This window comes from Pseudoalteromonas sp. NBT06-2 (assembly GCF_002276045.1).
Classification (GTDB): Bacteria; Pseudomonadota; Gammaproteobacteria; order Enterobacterales; family Alteromonadaceae; genus Pseudoalteromonas.
Genome location: NZ_NQMR01000005.1, coordinates 74,539 through 90,521, shown reverse-complemented (window position 1 = coordinate 90,521; position 15,983 = coordinate 74,539). Strand labels below are relative to the sequence as shown.

The window sequence follows — 15,983 nt, the reverse complement described above, 5'->3', positions numbered from 1 at the left end:
AAAACCAAAATAAACTCTGCTTCAATAAGTTGAATTGATTTAACTATATATCCTAGATCAAATGGCAGTTTTTGGTTATTCTTCATCATATCAATTCCACTTTATATACTTACTTAAAAGTTGATGGCTTAGACATTTATGGCTGGAAAAATCCCTCGTAATTTTATTGATGATATAATCGCTCGTACAGATATTGTTGATCTCATTGATTCTTACGTAACTTTAAAAAAAGCAGGTAAAAACTACCAAGCCTGCTGTCCATTTCATAATGAAAAATCTCCCTCATTTAGTGTCTCTCAAGACAAACAGTTCTATCATTGCTTTGGCTGTGGTGCCAGTGGTAACGTAATTTCCTTCATGATGGAGTATGAAAAGCTTGAATTTGTAGATGCCATTGAAGAACTTGCATCCTTATTACATTTAGAAGTGCCTAGAGAGCAAGGAAACTTTAGCAAGGGCCCTACAATCAGTTCTGAGCAAAAACGATCTGATTATGAATTAATGCTGCAAGCTGCACGATTTTATGGCCATCAGCTAAAACATCATAAAAATTCAAATCAAGTAATAGAATACGTTAAAGGACGTGGTCTCAGTGGCGAAACGGTCAAAAAATATTTAATTGGTTATGCGCCAAGTGAGTGGGATGGTTTGTGCTCTTTATTTGCACGTAACCCAAGTCAAAAGCAGCAACTTGTTGATTTAAAACTCGCAAACTTGAAAGATTCTGGCGGCTCGTATGATTTTTTCAGAGATAGGTTAATGTTTCCTATCAAAGATAAACGCGGTCGTGTAATCGGGTTTGGTGGTCGTATCATGCCAAGTGATGGTGATGATAAAAACAGCGGGCCTAAATATCTCAACTCTCCTGAAACACGTATATTCCATAAAGGATTTGAACTTTATGGTTTATACGAAGCAAAACAAGCCTATAAAAAGTTAGAACAAGTGCTAATCGTTGAAGGTTATATGGATGTGGTTGCGCTTTCTGAACAAGGTATTGAATATGCAGTTGCTTCATTAGGCACAGCAACAACTACTGAGCACATGCATACATTATTTAGAACCACTGAACGTGTTATATGTTGTTATGATGGTGATAGAGCAGGTCGTGATGCAGCATGGCGTGCACTCGAAAATGCATTGCCCTATTTAGCTGACGGTAAAGAACTAAAATTTGCCTTTTTACCTGATGGAGAAGATCCTGACACTTTGGTACAAAAAGAAGGTAAAGAAGACTTTGAGCAACGACTGAATCAATCTAAAGATTTTACAAAAGTACTATTTGAAAAATTAGCAATTGAATGTGATTTAACAACCGACGCGGGCAAATCAAAAATACTTAGTTTAGCGTTACCTCTAATTGAAAAAGTGAAAAGCGAGTTTTACCAAGAAAACTTATTAGAGCAATTGGCGCGTCTTATTGGCAGAACAAAGGAACAATTAAATCAAAAACTAAATAATCCAAGACAACAAAAGAGCTTACAGAAAAAATTCAAAATGACACCGATGCGAATTGCCATAGGATTAATAGTTCAACATCCAGAATTATCACGCGAAATCCCGCATTTACCGGAGCTTGTTGAACTTGGACTCCCTGGTCTTGCATTATTTAAGAACTTACAAGCTTTAAGCCTTAAAAATAATGGCATCACCACAGGCCAAATATTAGAGTTATATCGGGATACACCAGAATATAGCGCTTTAACCAAGCTTGCTGCATGGCAGCATCAAATAGATGAAAATAAATTAATCTACTATTTTCAAAATACTTTTAAATTTATTGAAGATCAGTGTTTAAATCATCGTGCCGAAACCCTATTAATTAAAGATAAGACCAGTGGACTAAGTAGTGAAGAAAGGCAAGAATACCAATTATTAGTTTTAGCGATGGCTAACTCGAAAAAAGAACCAACACAAGACTAATTAAGGCCTAGCTGATATTGAAAACCTGTGTTATACTGCTCTATTAATCTGCGCTTGCTGATTTTCAAATAATTTCAGCTAGCGCTCGGCGCATCAACTTATCTAAGTGGAAGAGAAAATCTCTATGGAGCAAAGTCCTCAGTCTCAGCTAAAACTCCTCATTCAAAAAGGTAAAGAACAAGGTTATTTGACATTCTCACAAGTGAATGATCACCTTCCACAAGATATCATCGACTCAGATCAAGTTGAAGATATCATTAGCATGATTAATGACATGGGTATTAAGGTTAGCGAAAACGCTCCTGATGCCGATGAACTAATGATGCAAGAAACAACAACTGATGAAGATGCTGCAGAAGCAGCAGCTGCTGCTCTTGCTACGGTAGATAAAGAAATTGGCCGTACAACAGATCCTGTGCGCATGTATATGCGTGAAATGGGAACTGTAGAGCTATTAACACGTGAAGGCGAAATTGTAATCGCTAAGCGTATTGAAGATGGCATCAACCAAGTTCAAATTTCAGTTGCTGAATACCCGGAAACAATTACATATCTATTAGATCGTTGGGATAAATTCGAAGCAGAAGAAATTCGCTTAAGCGATATCATCAATGGCTTTATTGATCCCGATGCAGACGAAATCGCAGTCCAAGCAACGCATGTTGGTTCAGCTTTAAGTACGGAAGAACTTAAAGATGAAGACGGTGAGGACGAAGAAGAAATTGATACAGGCCCTTGTCCTGAACTTGCTCGTGAAAACTTTGAAAATCTAAGAGATTTAAATACAAAAGCACGTGAAATAATAGAAGCTAATGGTCGTGACCATGCTGATACCAAAACTGCTTTTGCTGAAATTGCTGAACTATTCCAAACTTTCAAATTAATTCCTAAAGAGTTTGATCGTTTAGTTAATAACATGCGTGAAACAATGGACAAAGTCCGTGTCCAAGAACGCCTTGTTATGAAACATGCCGTTCAATATGCAAAAATGCCTAAGAAGACTTTTGTTAAGCATTTTGTAAATAATGAAACAAACAATGCATGGTTAAAGTTTGAAGTTGCACTTGGTGAGTCTTACTCTGATAAATTAGCCGAATGTGAAGGCGACATTGGTCGTTGTATTAAAAAGCTACATATCATTGAGAAAGCGTGTGGTTTATCAATTTCAAATATAAAAGACATTAACCGTCGAATGAGCATAGGTGAAGCGAAAGCCCGCCGAGCTAAAAAAGAAATGGTTGAAGCAAACTTACGTCTTGTTATATCAATTGCTAAAAAATACACAAATCGCGGTTTACAATTCTTAGATTTAATCCAAGAAGGTAATATCGGCTTAATGAAAGCGGTTGATAAATTTGAATACCGTCGTGGTTACAAATTCTCAACTTACGCTACATGGTGGATCCGTCAAGCAATTACACGATCAATTGCGGATCAGGCACGTACAATCCGTATTCCAGTACATATGATTGAAACGATTAATAAACTTAACCGTATTTCACGTCAAATGCTACAAGAAATGGGTCGTGAGCCAAATCCAGAAGAATTAGCAGAACGCATGTTAATGCCTGAAGATAAGATTCGTAAGGTATTAAAGATTGCTAAAGAGCCAATCTCAATGGAGACACCAATTGGTGATGATGAAGATTCACACTTAGGTGACTTCATTGAAGATTCAACTATTGAATCTCCAATTGATGCTGCAACGATGGAAAGCTTAAAAGGCGCAACTTTAGATGTACTTTCAGGCTTAACAGCACGTGAAGCTAAAGTGCTAAGAATGCGTTTTGGTATTGATATGAATACCGACCATACTTTAGAAGAAGTAGGTAAACAGTTTGATGTAACACGTGAACGTATTCGTCAAATTGAAGCTAAAGCTCTACGTAAGTTACGTCACCCTTCACGTTCTGATTTACTTAAAAGTTTCTTAGACGCTAAGGGATAGAGTCGCAGCGCGATTTTATTCAAGCCTTTCATAGGCCGATGCTAGAAAATAAAAAAAGGTCGCTTTGCGACCTTTTTTAATGAATATATATTTTATTATCTGTAAACTTTCGTTTTTCAGAACACCAAAAAGACAGTTAAAGTACACTCGATAAAAATAAAGAGGGTGATAACTATTTTAGGTGAACCAAATAAAGAGGATAATTCCATGGCTTGGATCCAAATTATTATACCTGCTACAAAAAACACAGCCGATGTGATCAGTGACTATTTAGTTGAAGCTGGTAGTGCATCAGTCACCTTCATGGATTCAGATAACAGCCCAGTATACGAACCTAAACCAGGTGAAGTCATTTTTTGGGCGAAAACTACCATTATTGGCCTTTTTGATGCGAGTAATGATATGCAGCAAGTCATTGAGCATTTACAAGTTAAACCAGAACTGAGAGATAACTTTAACTATAAAATTGAACAGCTTGAAGATAAAGACTGGGAACGTGAATGGATGGAAAACTTTCACCCTATTCAATTTGGTAAACGTTTGTGGATCTGTCCAAGTTGGAGAGATGTACCCGATCCAACTGCTGTTAACGTCATGCTAGATCCAGGTTTAGCATTTGGTACTGGAACTCACGCTACAACAGCTTTATGTTTAAGATGGTTAGAGTCTTTAGATTTAACAGATAAAACTGTGGTTGATTTTGGCTGTGGTTCTGGCATTTTAGGTATTGCAGCAATTAAATTAGGTGCAAAGCGTGTTATTGGTATTGATATCGATCCACAAGCATTAGACGCTAGTCTTGACAACGCCGAACGTAACGGTGTCAAGCAGCAACTAGAAGTCTATTTACCAAAAAATCAACCAGCTTTCCTTGAAGGTACTGGAGCTGATGTCGTAGTTGCCAATATCCTAGCTGCACCACTGCGTGAATTACATCACGTTATTTTGGGTTTAGGTAAAAGCGGCGCTGAGTTTGCGTTATCGGGTATTTTAGAAGAACAAGCACAATCTGTTTGTGACGTTTACCAACCTTTATGTGATCTGTCTCCAATTGAAATAGACGGAGAGTGGGTCCGTGTTAGTGGTACAAAAAAATAGACAGGAGTATTATTAATACTTATGTGAGTTAGTGTTTTTATAATATTAATACTAACTCAATTTCATTTATAGCCAAAGCTACATCAAGATGCGGCAGTCAAATATCTGACTTAACACCTTAGGTGAATTTATAGCAGTAACTTTAAATTCCCTGAGTTAGCGCCTCTTAATCACAAAAATAAATCAATTTTCTGTAGCTTATAGAAAGTCAATAGAAAAAATCAAAAAAAAACACTTTTGTTCAAAATATAACCTTTGATTTTTGCTGAAAAAAAAGTAAAATTAGCGCCCCTTGAATGGTGAGCCATAAAAAATAGTGCAGATAGGCCCTTATAAACTGGAAAACAATGTCTTAGTTGCGCCAATGGCTGGTGTAACAGACAGACCTTTTAGACAACTTTGCCGACGCTTAGGCGCAGGATTAGCTGTATCTGAAATGTTATCGTCAAATCCAAAAGTATGGCACACAGAGAAATCTATGAACCGTATGGACCATAGTGGTGAGTCAGGGATCCGTGCAGTTCAGATAGCCGGTTCTGATCCGACATTAATGGCACAGGCAGCACAATTGAATGTAGCTAATGGCGCCCAAATTGTTGATATCAACATGGGTTGCCCAGCCAAAAAAGTGAATAAAAAACTTGCGGGTTCAGCATTATTACAATATCCGGATTTAGTTGAAATAATTGTAAAATCAGTAGTGGATGCTGTTGATGTTCCGGTTACTTTAAAAATTCGTACCGGTTGGAATACCGATAACCGTAATGGTATTGAAATAGCAAGAATAGCTGAACGAAATGGTATCGCATCTTTAGCCGTGCATGGTCGTACAAAGGCCTGTATGTATAAAGGTGAAGCAGAATACGACACCATCAGGGATATAAAACGTTCAGTGTCCATACCTATTGTCGCTAATGGTGATATTACATCACCTATAAAAGCAAAGCAGGTTTTGGACTACACGGGGGCAGATGCCGTCATGATCGGACGAGCAGCTCAAGGCAGACCCTGGATTTTTAAGGAAACTGCACATTACTTAAAAACTGGTGAATTTTTACCTGAGCCAGAAATCGCTGAGGTAGAATGTATATTAATGGAACACTTAGTTAATTTGCATCAATTTTACGGTGAAGTAATGGGAGTACGTATCGCACGAAAGCATGTATCTTGGTATTTGCAATCCCATGATAAAGAAAGACAGTTTAGGCGCGTATTTAATGCCCTAGAGACAGCTCAAGAGCAAGTTTCGGTACTAAATAATTATTTTCAAGCAATTTAAGAAAGAGAAACAAGACAATGTTCGAACAAAATGTGACTTCTCCATTTATTACAAACGCTCATGTCCAGTCACAAGAGAAACCGCAACCGTTACGTGACGCAGTTAAAAAAGCTGTTCATCACTACCTGAAGCAGCTTAATGGTCAAGACGTTGAAGACGTTTATGAGCTTGTTCTTTCTGAACTAGAAGCGCCACTACTTGAAGAAGTAATGACATATACACGAGGTAATCAAACACGTGCGTCAATCTTACTTGGCATCAATCGTGGTACTTTACGTAAGAAGCTTAAAAAGTACGGCATGAACTAAATACGCAGTTTTAACTGCATAAAAAGCACCCTAGGGTGCTTTTTTGTTAACTCTTTTAAATAACAACTTTAATCCACTCCACTATAGAGGTTATAAAACTACATGGATACTCTTCGTCCAGTACGTCGCGCATTATTAAGCGTTTCAGATAAAACCGGTATTGTTGAATTTGCTCGTGCTCTTGCAGCAAAAGGTGTTGAACTACTTTCTACAGGCGGAACTTGTAAGCTACTAGCTGACAATAGCATCCAAGTAACTGAAGTATCAAACCATACAGGTCATCCAGAAATTATGGATGGTCGTGTAAAAACACTTCACCCTAAAATTCACGGTGGTATTCTAGCTCGCCGCGGTCAAGATGAAGATGTAATGGCTGAAAATAATATTTCAGCTATTGACATGGTTGTAGTTAACCTTTACCCATTTGCACAAACTGTTGCAAATGAAAATTGTTCTTTAGAAAATGCGATTGAAAATATTGATATTGGTGGACCTACTATGGTTCGCGCAGCGGCTAAAAATAACAAAGATGTCACTATCATAGTAAATGTAGCTGATTATGACCGCGTATTAACTGAAATGGACGCTAATGAAGGTGCCACAACATACCAAACACGTTTTGATCTAGCGATTGCTGCTTTTGAACATACAGCACAATATGATGGTATGATAGCGAATTACTTCGGCACAAAAGTATCAGCACATGTACTTGACGAATCAGCTGAAAATAACAACAATCCAGAATCAAAATTCCCACGAACAATTAATTTCCAGTTTACTAAAAAGCAAGATATGCGCTACGGTGAAAACTCACATCAAGATGCCGCTTTTTATGTGGAAAATGGCATCGAAGAAGCTTCTGTTGCCACTGCTAAGCAATTACAAGGTAAAGCATTATCTTTTAATAATATTGCAGATACAGATTCAGCACTTGAATGTGTTAAAGAATTTTCAACATCTGCATGTGTTATCGTAAAACACGCCAACCCATGTGGCGTTGCACAAGGTGATAATATTTTAGAAGCATACGAACGTGCTTTCAAAACGGATCCTACATCTGCATTTGGTGGCATAATCGCATTTAACCAAGAATTAGATGCTGACACTGCTGAAGCGATTGTTTCACGTCAATTCGTTGAAGTTATCATTGCGCCTAAAGTAACTGATGCAGCAGCTCAAATTGTTGCAGCTAAGAAAAATATACGTTTATTAGAATGTGGCCAATGGTCAGCTAAAACATCCAGTGTTGATATCAAACGTGTTAATGGTGGTGTTTTAATTCAAGACCGCGATACTGGAATGGTAGAAACAAGTGAACTGACTGTTGTTTCTAAACGCCAACCAACAGAAGAAGAAATGAAAGATTTAATGTTTAGCTGGAAAGTTGCCAAATTTGTTAAGTCTAATGCCATTATCTATGTAAAAGATGGCATGACAATCGGTGTTGGCGCAGGACAAATGAGCCGCGTATATTCTGCTAAAATAGCAGGTATCAAAGCAGCTGATGAAAACCTTGAAGTTAAAGGTTCTGTAATGGCATCTGATGCGTTCTTCCCATTCCGTGATGGTATTGATGCAGCAGCAGCAGCAGGTATATCTGCAGTTATTCAACCTGGTGGTTCAATTCGTGATGAAGAAATCATCGCTGCAGCTGACGAAGCAGGTATGGCAATGGTGTTTACTGGCATGCGTCACTTCCGCCACTAAAAGCCAACAAAAAAGCCGATTTATATCGGCTTTTTTGTTTTTATATATAATTTAGTGTGCTATAAAATTTTATTGGGATCTTAGCATTTTTTTGTTATTTTTATCTCCTTTATAACAATAATAAATTACCTAAATTTTAGTATCTTGAGGTAACAATGAAATTATTATCACGCGTATTAAAAAATGCACTTGTTCTCGTTTTCGCATCTGGCCTAACGGCATGTAAATCAACAGATATTAATTCCCTATTAGATAACAGTATCAATAGTGATTTACGTTCAGTGCAAAACAAAGATAGAGATCAGTACCGAAACCCTAAAGAAACTCTAGCATTTTTTGACTTACAACCAAATATGACCGTCGTTGAAATTTGGCCCGGTTCTGGTTGGTACTCTGAAATACTTGCACCAGTACTAAAGGAGCAAGGTACCTATTTCGCAGCAAATTTTCCTTCTGACTCAGAAGTGAAATATTACCAAAGAGCGTTGCAAAATTACAAAGATAAACTTACAACCGACAAAGCTTTTAGCAAAATAAGAGTTTCGGAATTTTATCCTGGAAGTCATCATGCTATTGCGCCTGAAGAAAGTGCTGATATGGTACTCACTTTTCGTAACTTACATAACTGGTATATGCAAAGAGACAACGAAGGTGTTGAGAATGCCTTTAAAGCTTTTTATACTGCTTTAAAGCCTGGAGGTATATTAGGACTTGTAGATCACCGACTTCCTGAACTAAGACATTCAGCAAAAGCGAAACGTTCAGGATATGTAAAAGAAAGCTGGGTGATATCTTTAGCTAAAAAAGCAGGATTTGTATTAGTTGATAAAAGTGAAATTAATGCAAACCCAAAAGATACAGCTGATCATACTAAAGGCGTGTGGACTCTGCCACCTCGTTTAGCATCTGGTGATACTAATACAAATAAATACTTAGCGATTGGTGAAAGCGATCGCATGACTTTAAAGTTTAAAAAACCTTTAGCCAAACCTTAAATTAGGAAGAAAAAATGAACATACTTGTTATTGGTAGTGGTGGTCGTGAACATGCATTAGCATTTAAAGCCGCTCAATCAACGAAAGTAAAAAACGTTTTTGTCGCACCAGGAAATGCAGGTACTGCATTAGAACCAAAACTTGAAAATGTTGCGATTGGTGTTGAAGATATTGAAGCACTAATCAACTTTGTTAAAGCAAAAAAGGTTGAGCTTACAATTGTTGGTCCTGAAGCTCCTTTGGTTCTTGGTGTAGTAGATAGATTCCGTGAAGAGGGACTTGCTATTTTTGGACCAACTCAAGCAGCGGCACAGCTTGAAGGTTCTAAGTCATTCACAAAAGACTTCCTAGCGCGACATGATATTCCAACTGGTTACTACCAAACATTTACAGAAATAGATCCTGCGATTGCTTATGTAAAAGAAAATGGTGCACCAATTGTAGTTAAAGCTGATGGCTTAGCCGCTGGTAAAGGCGTTATTGTTGCTATGACTGAAGTTGAAGCGATCGATGCAATCAGAGATATGCTTGCAGGCAATGCTTTTGGTGAAGCAGGTAGTCGAGTAGTAATTGAAGAGTTTCTAGAAGGTGAAGAAGCCTCTTTCATCGTAATGGTTGACGGTAAAAATGTACTGCCATTTGCAACTAGTCAAGATCACAAACGTGCTTATAATGAAGACAAAGGCCCTAATACTGGTGGTATGGGCGCATATTCTCCAGCGCCAGTAGTAACCGATGAAATCCATCAACGCATTATGAATGAAGTTATCATTCCGACAGTGCAAGGCATGCATAATGAAGGTCACCCATACACAGGCTTCCTATATGCTGGTTTAATGATAGATATGAATGGCACACCAAAAGTAATTGAATTTAACTGTCGTTTTGGAGATCCAGAAACACAGCCAATCATGTTACGTTTACAATCAGATTTAGTTGAGCTATTACTTGCAGCTGATCGTGTTGAGCTAGACCAAGCTGAAATTCAATTTGACCCACGTGCTGCAGTTGGTGTGGTATTAGCTGCATCAGGTTACCCTGCCTCTTATCCTAAAGGCGATGAAATTTCAGGCCTTAAAGTTGAGTACCCAGCTGGCACTAAAGTATTTCATGCTGGTACCAAGGAAGTACAAGGTAAAGTTGTGACTTCAGGCGGTCGTGTTTTATGTGCAACCGCACTTGGTAACTCAGTGACTGAAGCACAGCAAAATGCTTATGAATTAGTTAAAGAAATTAATTGGAAAGGTGTTGAGTATCGTACTGACATCGCTTATCGCGCTATAGAGCGTGAGCAAAGCTAAATTATTTACACGGTCAAGTCTGTAAATGGGGATTTTACAACAGTCCCCATTATTTATATTTTGTAAACTTCATTCATACCTAAATTCGGATAATAATTGCAACTTCTGAGATATAGCCGATTCAAAAAAAATTTAACTATCGATAAAACCACGATAGGCATGGCGAAAAGCTTAGAACTCAAAGTTGTTGCTGAAGTAAGCAAAAATTGAAAATAATTCACTGAATTGTCAGTGTGATATAGACCAAAGTTACTATTACTTAAAACCGCTAGCATTCGAACAATACCAGCAATAGTTAGCTGACTATCCAAGTATTTAACGATAATATACCCCCTCAATATTAAGGGGCATACAAGATGAAAGGCACACTTTCAAAATTAAAATCATCATTAGTAAAACCAATTGAGTACCAACTGCCTGTTGGAGAGCAACTATTAGACTTAAATCCACTAATAGGCCAAAAACTCACCTTGATCCACACAGGCAATATTTACTGTAGTAATTGCAATAAAAAAACCAAAAAGAGTTACTCACAAGGGCATTGCTTTGTATGTATGCGTAAGCTTGCTAGTTGTGATATGTGTATGATGAAACCTGAGACATGTCATCATGAACAAGGGACCTGTAGAGAGCCACAATGGGGCACTAAAAACTGCATGATCCCACATACTGTATATCTAGCAAATACCTCTGGCCTTAAAGTAGGTATTACTCGTCAAGTACCTATTCGTTGGATTGATCAAGGTGCAACGCAAGCACTTCCTATATTTACAGTACAAACGCGTCAACAGTCAGGGTTAGTTGAAATCGCTTTAGCTGAGTTTATTAATGATAAAACTAATTGGCGTAATATGCTAAAAGGTAATAATAAAGAAATAGATTTAAAAGTAGCAGCTGCTGAACTCATTCCACAAATACAAAGTAAACTTGATGAGTTAGCTGAAATTTATGGTGCTACAGCGATTGAAAAACTAGATGAAGATATTGTTGAACTAACATTTCCTGTATCTGAATTCCCCACAAAAATAAACTCGCTTAACTTTGATAAAAACCCTGAAGTCAGTGGCATTTTAAAAGGCATTAAAGGACAGTATTTAATCTTTGACAATGGCGTAATTAATATTAGAAAATTTAGCTCTTATGAAGTTGAAGTAAGCGTTTAATAAGTAAATCAATAAGAATGAGTAAAAAAGGTTTCCTCACTCATTCTTATTTAATTGACCTGAAATTAAATTTCGATGCCGATATTTGTTTGACCGTCTTCAATAGATTTGGCTTTTAAACCTTTAACCGAATCAGAATTTATTCGACCCATCTTTTCTACATAATCAATTAATTCTGACAATACTTCAATTTCATACTTCATCAATGGATGTTCTCTAATCACTTTATTCTCAGCGCTCAAATTATCAGAGCTTAATTGATACTCAATTAATTTAGCGACAGAAGCTTGAGATATCTTACTAATATTTACAAACTCAAGTTCATCTTCAATCATCATGCCGTTTAGCATACTCAATAAAGCTGTGCCAGTATCTATTGCGGGATAAACACCAAACATGTCAAAGTTTTCAATTTCAGGGACGTTGGGCTCTATTTTATCAACTAACAGCTCTAAGTTGATTTTACTTTTAGGAAAAACTAACTTTTCCCAAATCGAATTAAGCGCATTTCTAAAAATTTTAGCATCACCAAATTCAGTGGCATCACTAAATAGCGCATAATTTGGTAACATACGCTCTAATAACGCAGCTGCTAGCACTGCTTTTTGCATATAATTTAATTCACGAACACGCTGAAAGTTATTAGGCTTTTTCATTTATTTCCATCATATAATTGGTATTTGCTACTTTATTAATTAAAGCTGTTATTTAGATATTGAGCAAAACCAACAGACCTCGAATCCACAACCATTGTATTCATTACAATTTGTGCATTGCCAGTCGTTAGAGGCTTGCTGTTTAGATTGGTATTCTAGCAATATTTTTTCTGCTTGGCGCTGTTTTATCTGAGGAACACAAATTTTAACTTCAGTTTGCTCAAAAGGAATTTCTCCTAGAGCACCACCTAATGATTCTCCTTTTAATAAAACTTTAATAGAATCTAACGCTAATAAGCCTTTTAACAGATTAGCTTCAATCGCGTTTTGGGCAGAAAATACTTCCACCCAATCAAATGGTGATGCCATTAGCTTACGAGCTGCTTTTGTGCATATTCAAACTTCAATTTAAACTCCATAACCTTAGCTTCTAAATCTTCAATTGTTTGAGTATGCTCTATATTCTCTGAACGTAAGCCCTCATATGCAGCTCTAGCCTGATGTATTTCAGTTTCTTGTCTTGATTGCATGCTTGAATTTCTGCCTTTTGCAAAATTCAATTCATTACCTTGTGCCTCTAGCTTGTTTTGACTTTTTAAAATTTCATCTCTATATTCAATGCTCTGCTCTTTTAGTTTATCAACTTGCTCTATAAATTCTTTTTTATCTTGCTCTAAGGTTTCAATATTACTTTGTGCTTCTAGTAAAGCAGCTTCTAAATGCTTAGTTTCTTCTCTAAGGTCTTTTTTAAAGTCATTAAAACGCTCTTCATTTTTTGTTGTAGACGCATCTGAATTTTCTTTTAACGCTTTAGTTTGTTGCTTTAATTCATCTAATTTTACAATATGCTGTTGTTCTAATTTATCTAATTCTGTTTTAGCTTGATGCTCTAACGCTTCTATTTCTGATTGAAATTTTTGCTCTAATGTTTCAAAGTCAAACTTTGAGTTTTGTCCTAGTTTATCTATTTCAGCTTTAGAAACTGATAACCTTTGCTCTAGTTTTTTAATATCTTCAACTAAACGCGCGTTATCTTTTTCATATTCAGCATTTGATTCACTTATTGCAGTGTTTGTATTTTCAAATTTGACTAACGTATCACTTGATCCTAGAAGCGCTTGCTTAGTACTCTTTAAATCTTCGGTAAGTTTTTTCTTATCAGCTTTCAATAAGTTAACTTCTTTCAGAAGCTGTTCAAACTTCTGAGCTAATAAACTCTTTTCTTCACTACGCTGAGTAATAAGTTGCTTTAGTTTTGTAGATTGCAGTGCATTGTGTTCTTTTTGTTTTGTTAAGGCATGATCAGTTTGTTCAATGAGATGTTCAAACTTTTCAATTTCAACTTTGGATTCATCTAACTGCTTTTTTATAATCAAATTTTCATTAGAGGACTTATCAAATGCTATTTTCAGATGTAAAAATTCATTTTCAAATTCAGTGTTTTTATCTTCATTAAACTTTTTAGCTTCTTGTAAAATTTTCAGTTGCTCAAGCGTATTATTTAACTGCTCATCTTCATCAGTCTGCTGCTGAACCATAGCTGATTGATGCCCTTTTTCTAATGCCTGTTGACACGCAGCTAACATAAAACCTTGTAATTGAGGCATAAGCAAATCGATTAATTGCTCAGAGACTTGTTCTATATAAGGGTGTTTCGTTGATATTTCATCAAAGAGTGCTTGTTTGGCCTCTTGAGGTTGTTGCTCTAATTTATCTGCCATAGGTTGAAAAATATCAACTGCTGATGTAGAAGTAAAAGCTTGCAGTAATTCATGTAACTGCTTACCTTGAGATTCCACCATTTTCTTATCCCCTTTGAGCTTTTTGTATTGTTATTGATTACTTTATTATTCATTAACTTACAAAGATTAACATACCCGACATAGATCTGAAGCTATTTATTTTTATCAGTTTAGCTTACCACTACAATTTAGTGAATATTAAACTTACTTACTTACTTATTTTTTGATAACAAAAGATTTAAGCAAAATAATTGTTCTTTAAATTGTCTCTATACTAAGCTTAAATTAAAGCAAAAGAGGAACTTGACTTTGTGACCGATTTTTTATTCGCTAATGACATTCAAGAGACCCAATCACCGACGATTAAAAATTTAGATGAATGGGATATTTTAGTTATTGATGATGAAGACGATATTCATCATGTAACTAAACTTGTTTTATCTGGTTTTAATTTTGAAGGTAAAAAACTTCATTTCCATCATGCATATTCCGCAGCAGAAGCCAAAATTAAAATTAGTGAACTTAAAAATGTGGCAGTTTGTTTGGTTGATGTTGTAATGGAAACAACACATGCAGGGTTAGATTTAATAAAATATATAAGAGAAGATGTCAATAATCATGATGTGCGCTTAGTTCTACGAACTGGTCAACCAGGAGAAGCGCCTGAAGAATCTGTAATACGTGATTATGATATTAATGATTATAAAAATAAAACAGAATTAACCGCGATTAAACTTAAAACACTTTTATATTCAGCACTTAGAGCTTATAGAGATATTAGGATAATAAAAAAACATAAACATAGCCTCGAAAAAATAATTGATGCCTCTGCACATTTTCTTAAGTGCGATACCGTAAATCAATTTGCTTCAACTATTTTAAGTCATGTTTCTGATGTTATGGGTTTAGAGGATAATGAAATTTACTGCGCTGCTGCAGTAAACTCACAATCAAAACCCGGATCAAATTTCAAATTATTAGCCGCATCTGGCGTCACCGATACCAATGAGCATAATGAAGTACCTGATGATATCAAAACCCTCTTTATCAATGCACATAATAACAAAAAATCTTTAAAAAATGATAATCACTTTGTTGGTTACTTTCCTACCAAAGATGGTTTAGAAACGATGCTTTATGTGAGTAAATCATCAAAACTACAAGTGTCTGATCATCAATTATTAGAATTTTTTTCAAATAATATATCTCTTGCATATGATAATTTATGTTTACGTGAAACAGTGAGGGAATCACAAAAAGAACTTTCGTATATTTTAGGTGAAGCAATAGAAAAACGTAGTAAAGAAACTGGTAGCCACGTTAAGCGAGTAGCGAACTATAGCTATATATTAGCCATAAAATATGGCTTAACCTCTTACCGAGCAGAAATCATTAAATTTGCATCTCCACTGCATGATATTGGCAAAATTGCCATTCAAGATGTTATTTTGAACAAACCAGGAAAACACGATGAAAATGAGTGGAATATAATGAAATCTCATGCGCAAAAAGGGTTTGAAATTTTGAAAAATTCAACAAATGAAATTTTACAACAAGGCGCATTATTGGCACATCAACATCATGAAAAATGGGATGGTTCAGGCTATCCCCAAGGATTAAAAGGTGAAGACATTGACATCTCAGGGCGAATTACAGCTTTAGCCGATGTATTTGATGCGCTGGGAAGTGATAGATGTTATAAAAAATCTTGGCCTTTAGAAAAAATTATCGCTTTATTAAAAAAAGAAAGAGGTAAGCATTTTGATCCAAAGCTGATAGATCTATTTATGAGTGATCTTGATTCTTTTCTTGCCATAAGAGACAGCTTTCCTGATTAATTTGAGTTATTAATTCCTTTTTAAG

At 36.1% G+C, this 15,983-nt stretch carries 13 protein-coding genes; 10 read left to right on the top strand and 3 right to left on the bottom strand.

The annotated features are described in order from the left end of the window. The first annotated feature begins 138 nt into the window (after window positions 1-138). The 9 genes from dnaG (at window position 139) to CJF42_RS02010 (ending at window position 11,722) form a co-directional block, all read left to right on the top strand. On the top strand, window positions 139-1,923 hold the full coding sequence (dnaG, locus tag CJF42_RS02050) for a DNA primase (RefSeq protein ID WP_095365074.1): 1,785 nt from the start codon (window positions 139-141) through the stop codon (window positions 1,921-1,923). A 124-nt stretch (window positions 1,924-2,047) separates the two neighbouring features. Continuing rightward, window positions 2,048-3,871, top strand: a complete 1,824-nt coding sequence (gene rpoD, locus CJF42_RS02045; RefSeq protein WP_095365073.1) for an RNA polymerase sigma factor RpoD — start codon at window positions 2,048-2,050, stop codon at window positions 3,869-3,871. Between the two features lie 207 nt (window positions 3,872-4,078). Then, window positions 4,079-4,969, top strand: coding sequence for a 50S ribosomal protein L11 methyltransferase (prmA, locus tag CJF42_RS02040; RefSeq protein ID WP_095365072.1), 891 nt, complete (start codon window positions 4,079-4,081; stop codon window positions 4,967-4,969). 316 nt (window positions 4,970-5,285) lie between these two features. Continuing rightward, window positions 5,286-6,248 (top strand): tRNA dihydrouridine synthase DusB, encoded by a 963-nt coding sequence (gene dusB / locus CJF42_RS02035; protein WP_095365071.1) that lies wholly within the window; start codon window positions 5,286-5,288, stop codon window positions 6,246-6,248. 17 nt (window positions 6,249-6,265) lie between these two features. Further along, window positions 6,266-6,556, top strand: a complete 291-nt coding sequence (gene fis / locus CJF42_RS02030) for a DNA-binding transcriptional regulator Fis (protein WP_042146997.1) — start codon at window positions 6,266-6,268, stop codon at window positions 6,554-6,556. A gap of 102 nt (window positions 6,557-6,658) precedes the next feature. Beyond that, window positions 6,659-8,263 (top strand): bifunctional phosphoribosylaminoimidazolecarboxamide formyltransferase/IMP cyclohydrolase, encoded by a 1,605-nt coding sequence (gene purH / locus CJF42_RS02025; protein ID WP_095365070.1) that lies wholly within the window; start codon window positions 6,659-6,661, stop codon window positions 8,261-8,263. A gap of 155 nt (window positions 8,264-8,418) precedes the next feature. After that, window positions 8,419-9,258: a class I SAM-dependent methyltransferase gene (locus tag CJF42_RS02020; protein ID WP_095365069.1), complete on the top strand. Its 840-nt coding sequence runs from the start codon at window positions 8,419-8,421 to the stop codon at window positions 9,256-9,258. A gap of 14 nt (window positions 9,259-9,272) precedes the next feature. Beyond that, window positions 9,273-10,559 (top strand): phosphoribosylamine--glycine ligase, encoded by a 1,287-nt coding sequence (purD, locus tag CJF42_RS02015; protein ID WP_095365068.1) that lies wholly within the window; start codon window positions 9,273-9,275, stop codon window positions 10,557-10,559. 356 nt (window positions 10,560-10,915) lie between these two features. Further along, entirely contained in the window at window positions 10,916-11,722 is an 807-nt protein-coding gene (locus tag CJF42_RS02010; protein ID WP_095365067.1) for a DUF2797 domain-containing protein, read from the top strand. Window positions 11,723-11,787: 65 nt separating this feature from the next. On the opposite strand, the gene CJF42_RS02005 is transcribed toward CJF42_RS02010, so the two are convergent. The 3 genes from CJF42_RS02005 to CJF42_RS01995 are packed head-to-tail and all read right to left on the bottom strand — an operon-like array spanning window position 11,788 to window position 14,180. Next, complete coding sequence (locus CJF42_RS02005; RefSeq protein WP_095365066.1) at window positions 11,788-12,378, bottom strand: YjaG family protein; 591 nt, start codon at window positions 12,376-12,378, stop codon at window positions 11,788-11,790. Between the two features lie 48 nt (window positions 12,379-12,426). After that, window positions 12,427-12,747: a putative signal transducing protein gene (locus CJF42_RS02000; RefSeq protein WP_095365065.1), complete on the bottom strand. Its 321-nt coding sequence runs from the start codon at window positions 12,745-12,747 to the stop codon at window positions 12,427-12,429. Further along, window positions 12,747-14,180 (bottom strand): coiled-coil domain-containing protein, encoded by a 1,434-nt coding sequence (locus CJF42_RS01995; protein WP_095365064.1) that lies wholly within the window; start codon window positions 14,178-14,180, stop codon window positions 12,747-12,749. The genes CJF42_RS02000 and CJF42_RS01995 overlap by 1 nt, the downstream gene beginning before the upstream one ends. Window positions 14,181-14,431: 251 nt before the next feature. Here CJF42_RS01995 and CJF42_RS01990 point away from each other — a divergent pair, with 251 nt between their 5' ends. Then, complete coding sequence (locus tag CJF42_RS01990; protein ID WP_095365063.1) at window positions 14,432-15,958, top strand: DUF3369 domain-containing protein; 1,527 nt, start codon at window positions 14,432-14,434, stop codon at window positions 15,956-15,958. Window positions 15,959-15,983: the final 25 nt, after the last annotated feature.

What these genes read in the sequence shown, in the direction of transcription:
- CJF42_RS02020 (WP_095365069.1), top strand. Translation starts at nt 8,419, where the DNA reads ATGAAATTATTATCACGCGTATTAAAAAATGCACTTGTTCTCGTTTTC.
- CJF42_RS02000 (WP_095365065.1), bottom strand. Translation starts at nt 12,747, where the DNA reads ATGGCATCACCATTTGATTGGGTGGAAGTATTTTCTGCCCAAAACGCG.
- fis (WP_042146997.1), top strand. Translation starts at nt 6,266, where the DNA reads ATGTTCGAACAAAATGTGACTTCTCCATTTATTACAAACGCTCATGTC.
- purD (WP_095365068.1), top strand. Translation starts at nt 9,273, where the DNA reads ATGAACATACTTGTTATTGGTAGTGGTGGTCGTGAACATGCATTAGCA.
- dnaG (WP_095365074.1), top strand. Translation starts at nt 139, where the DNA reads ATGGCTGGAAAAATCCCTCGTAATTTTATTGATGATATAATCGCTCGT.
- prmA (WP_095365072.1), top strand. Translation starts at nt 4,079, where the DNA reads ATGGCTTGGATCCAAATTATTATACCTGCTACAAAAAACACAGCCGAT.
- CJF42_RS02010 (WP_095365067.1), top strand. Translation starts at nt 10,916, where the DNA reads ATGAAAGGCACACTTTCAAAATTAAAATCATCATTAGTAAAACCAATT.
- CJF42_RS02005 (WP_095365066.1), bottom strand. Translation starts at nt 12,378, where the DNA reads ATGAAAAAGCCTAATAACTTTCAGCGTGTTCGTGAATTAAATTATATG.
- rpoD (WP_095365073.1), top strand. Translation starts at nt 2,048, where the DNA reads ATGGAGCAAAGTCCTCAGTCTCAGCTAAAACTCCTCATTCAAAAAGGT.
- CJF42_RS01995 (WP_095365064.1), bottom strand. Translation starts at nt 14,180, where the DNA reads ATGGTGGAATCTCAAGGTAAGCAGTTACATGAATTACTGCAAGCTTTT.
- purH (WP_095365070.1), top strand. Translation starts at nt 6,659, where the DNA reads ATGGATACTCTTCGTCCAGTACGTCGCGCATTATTAAGCGTTTCAGAT.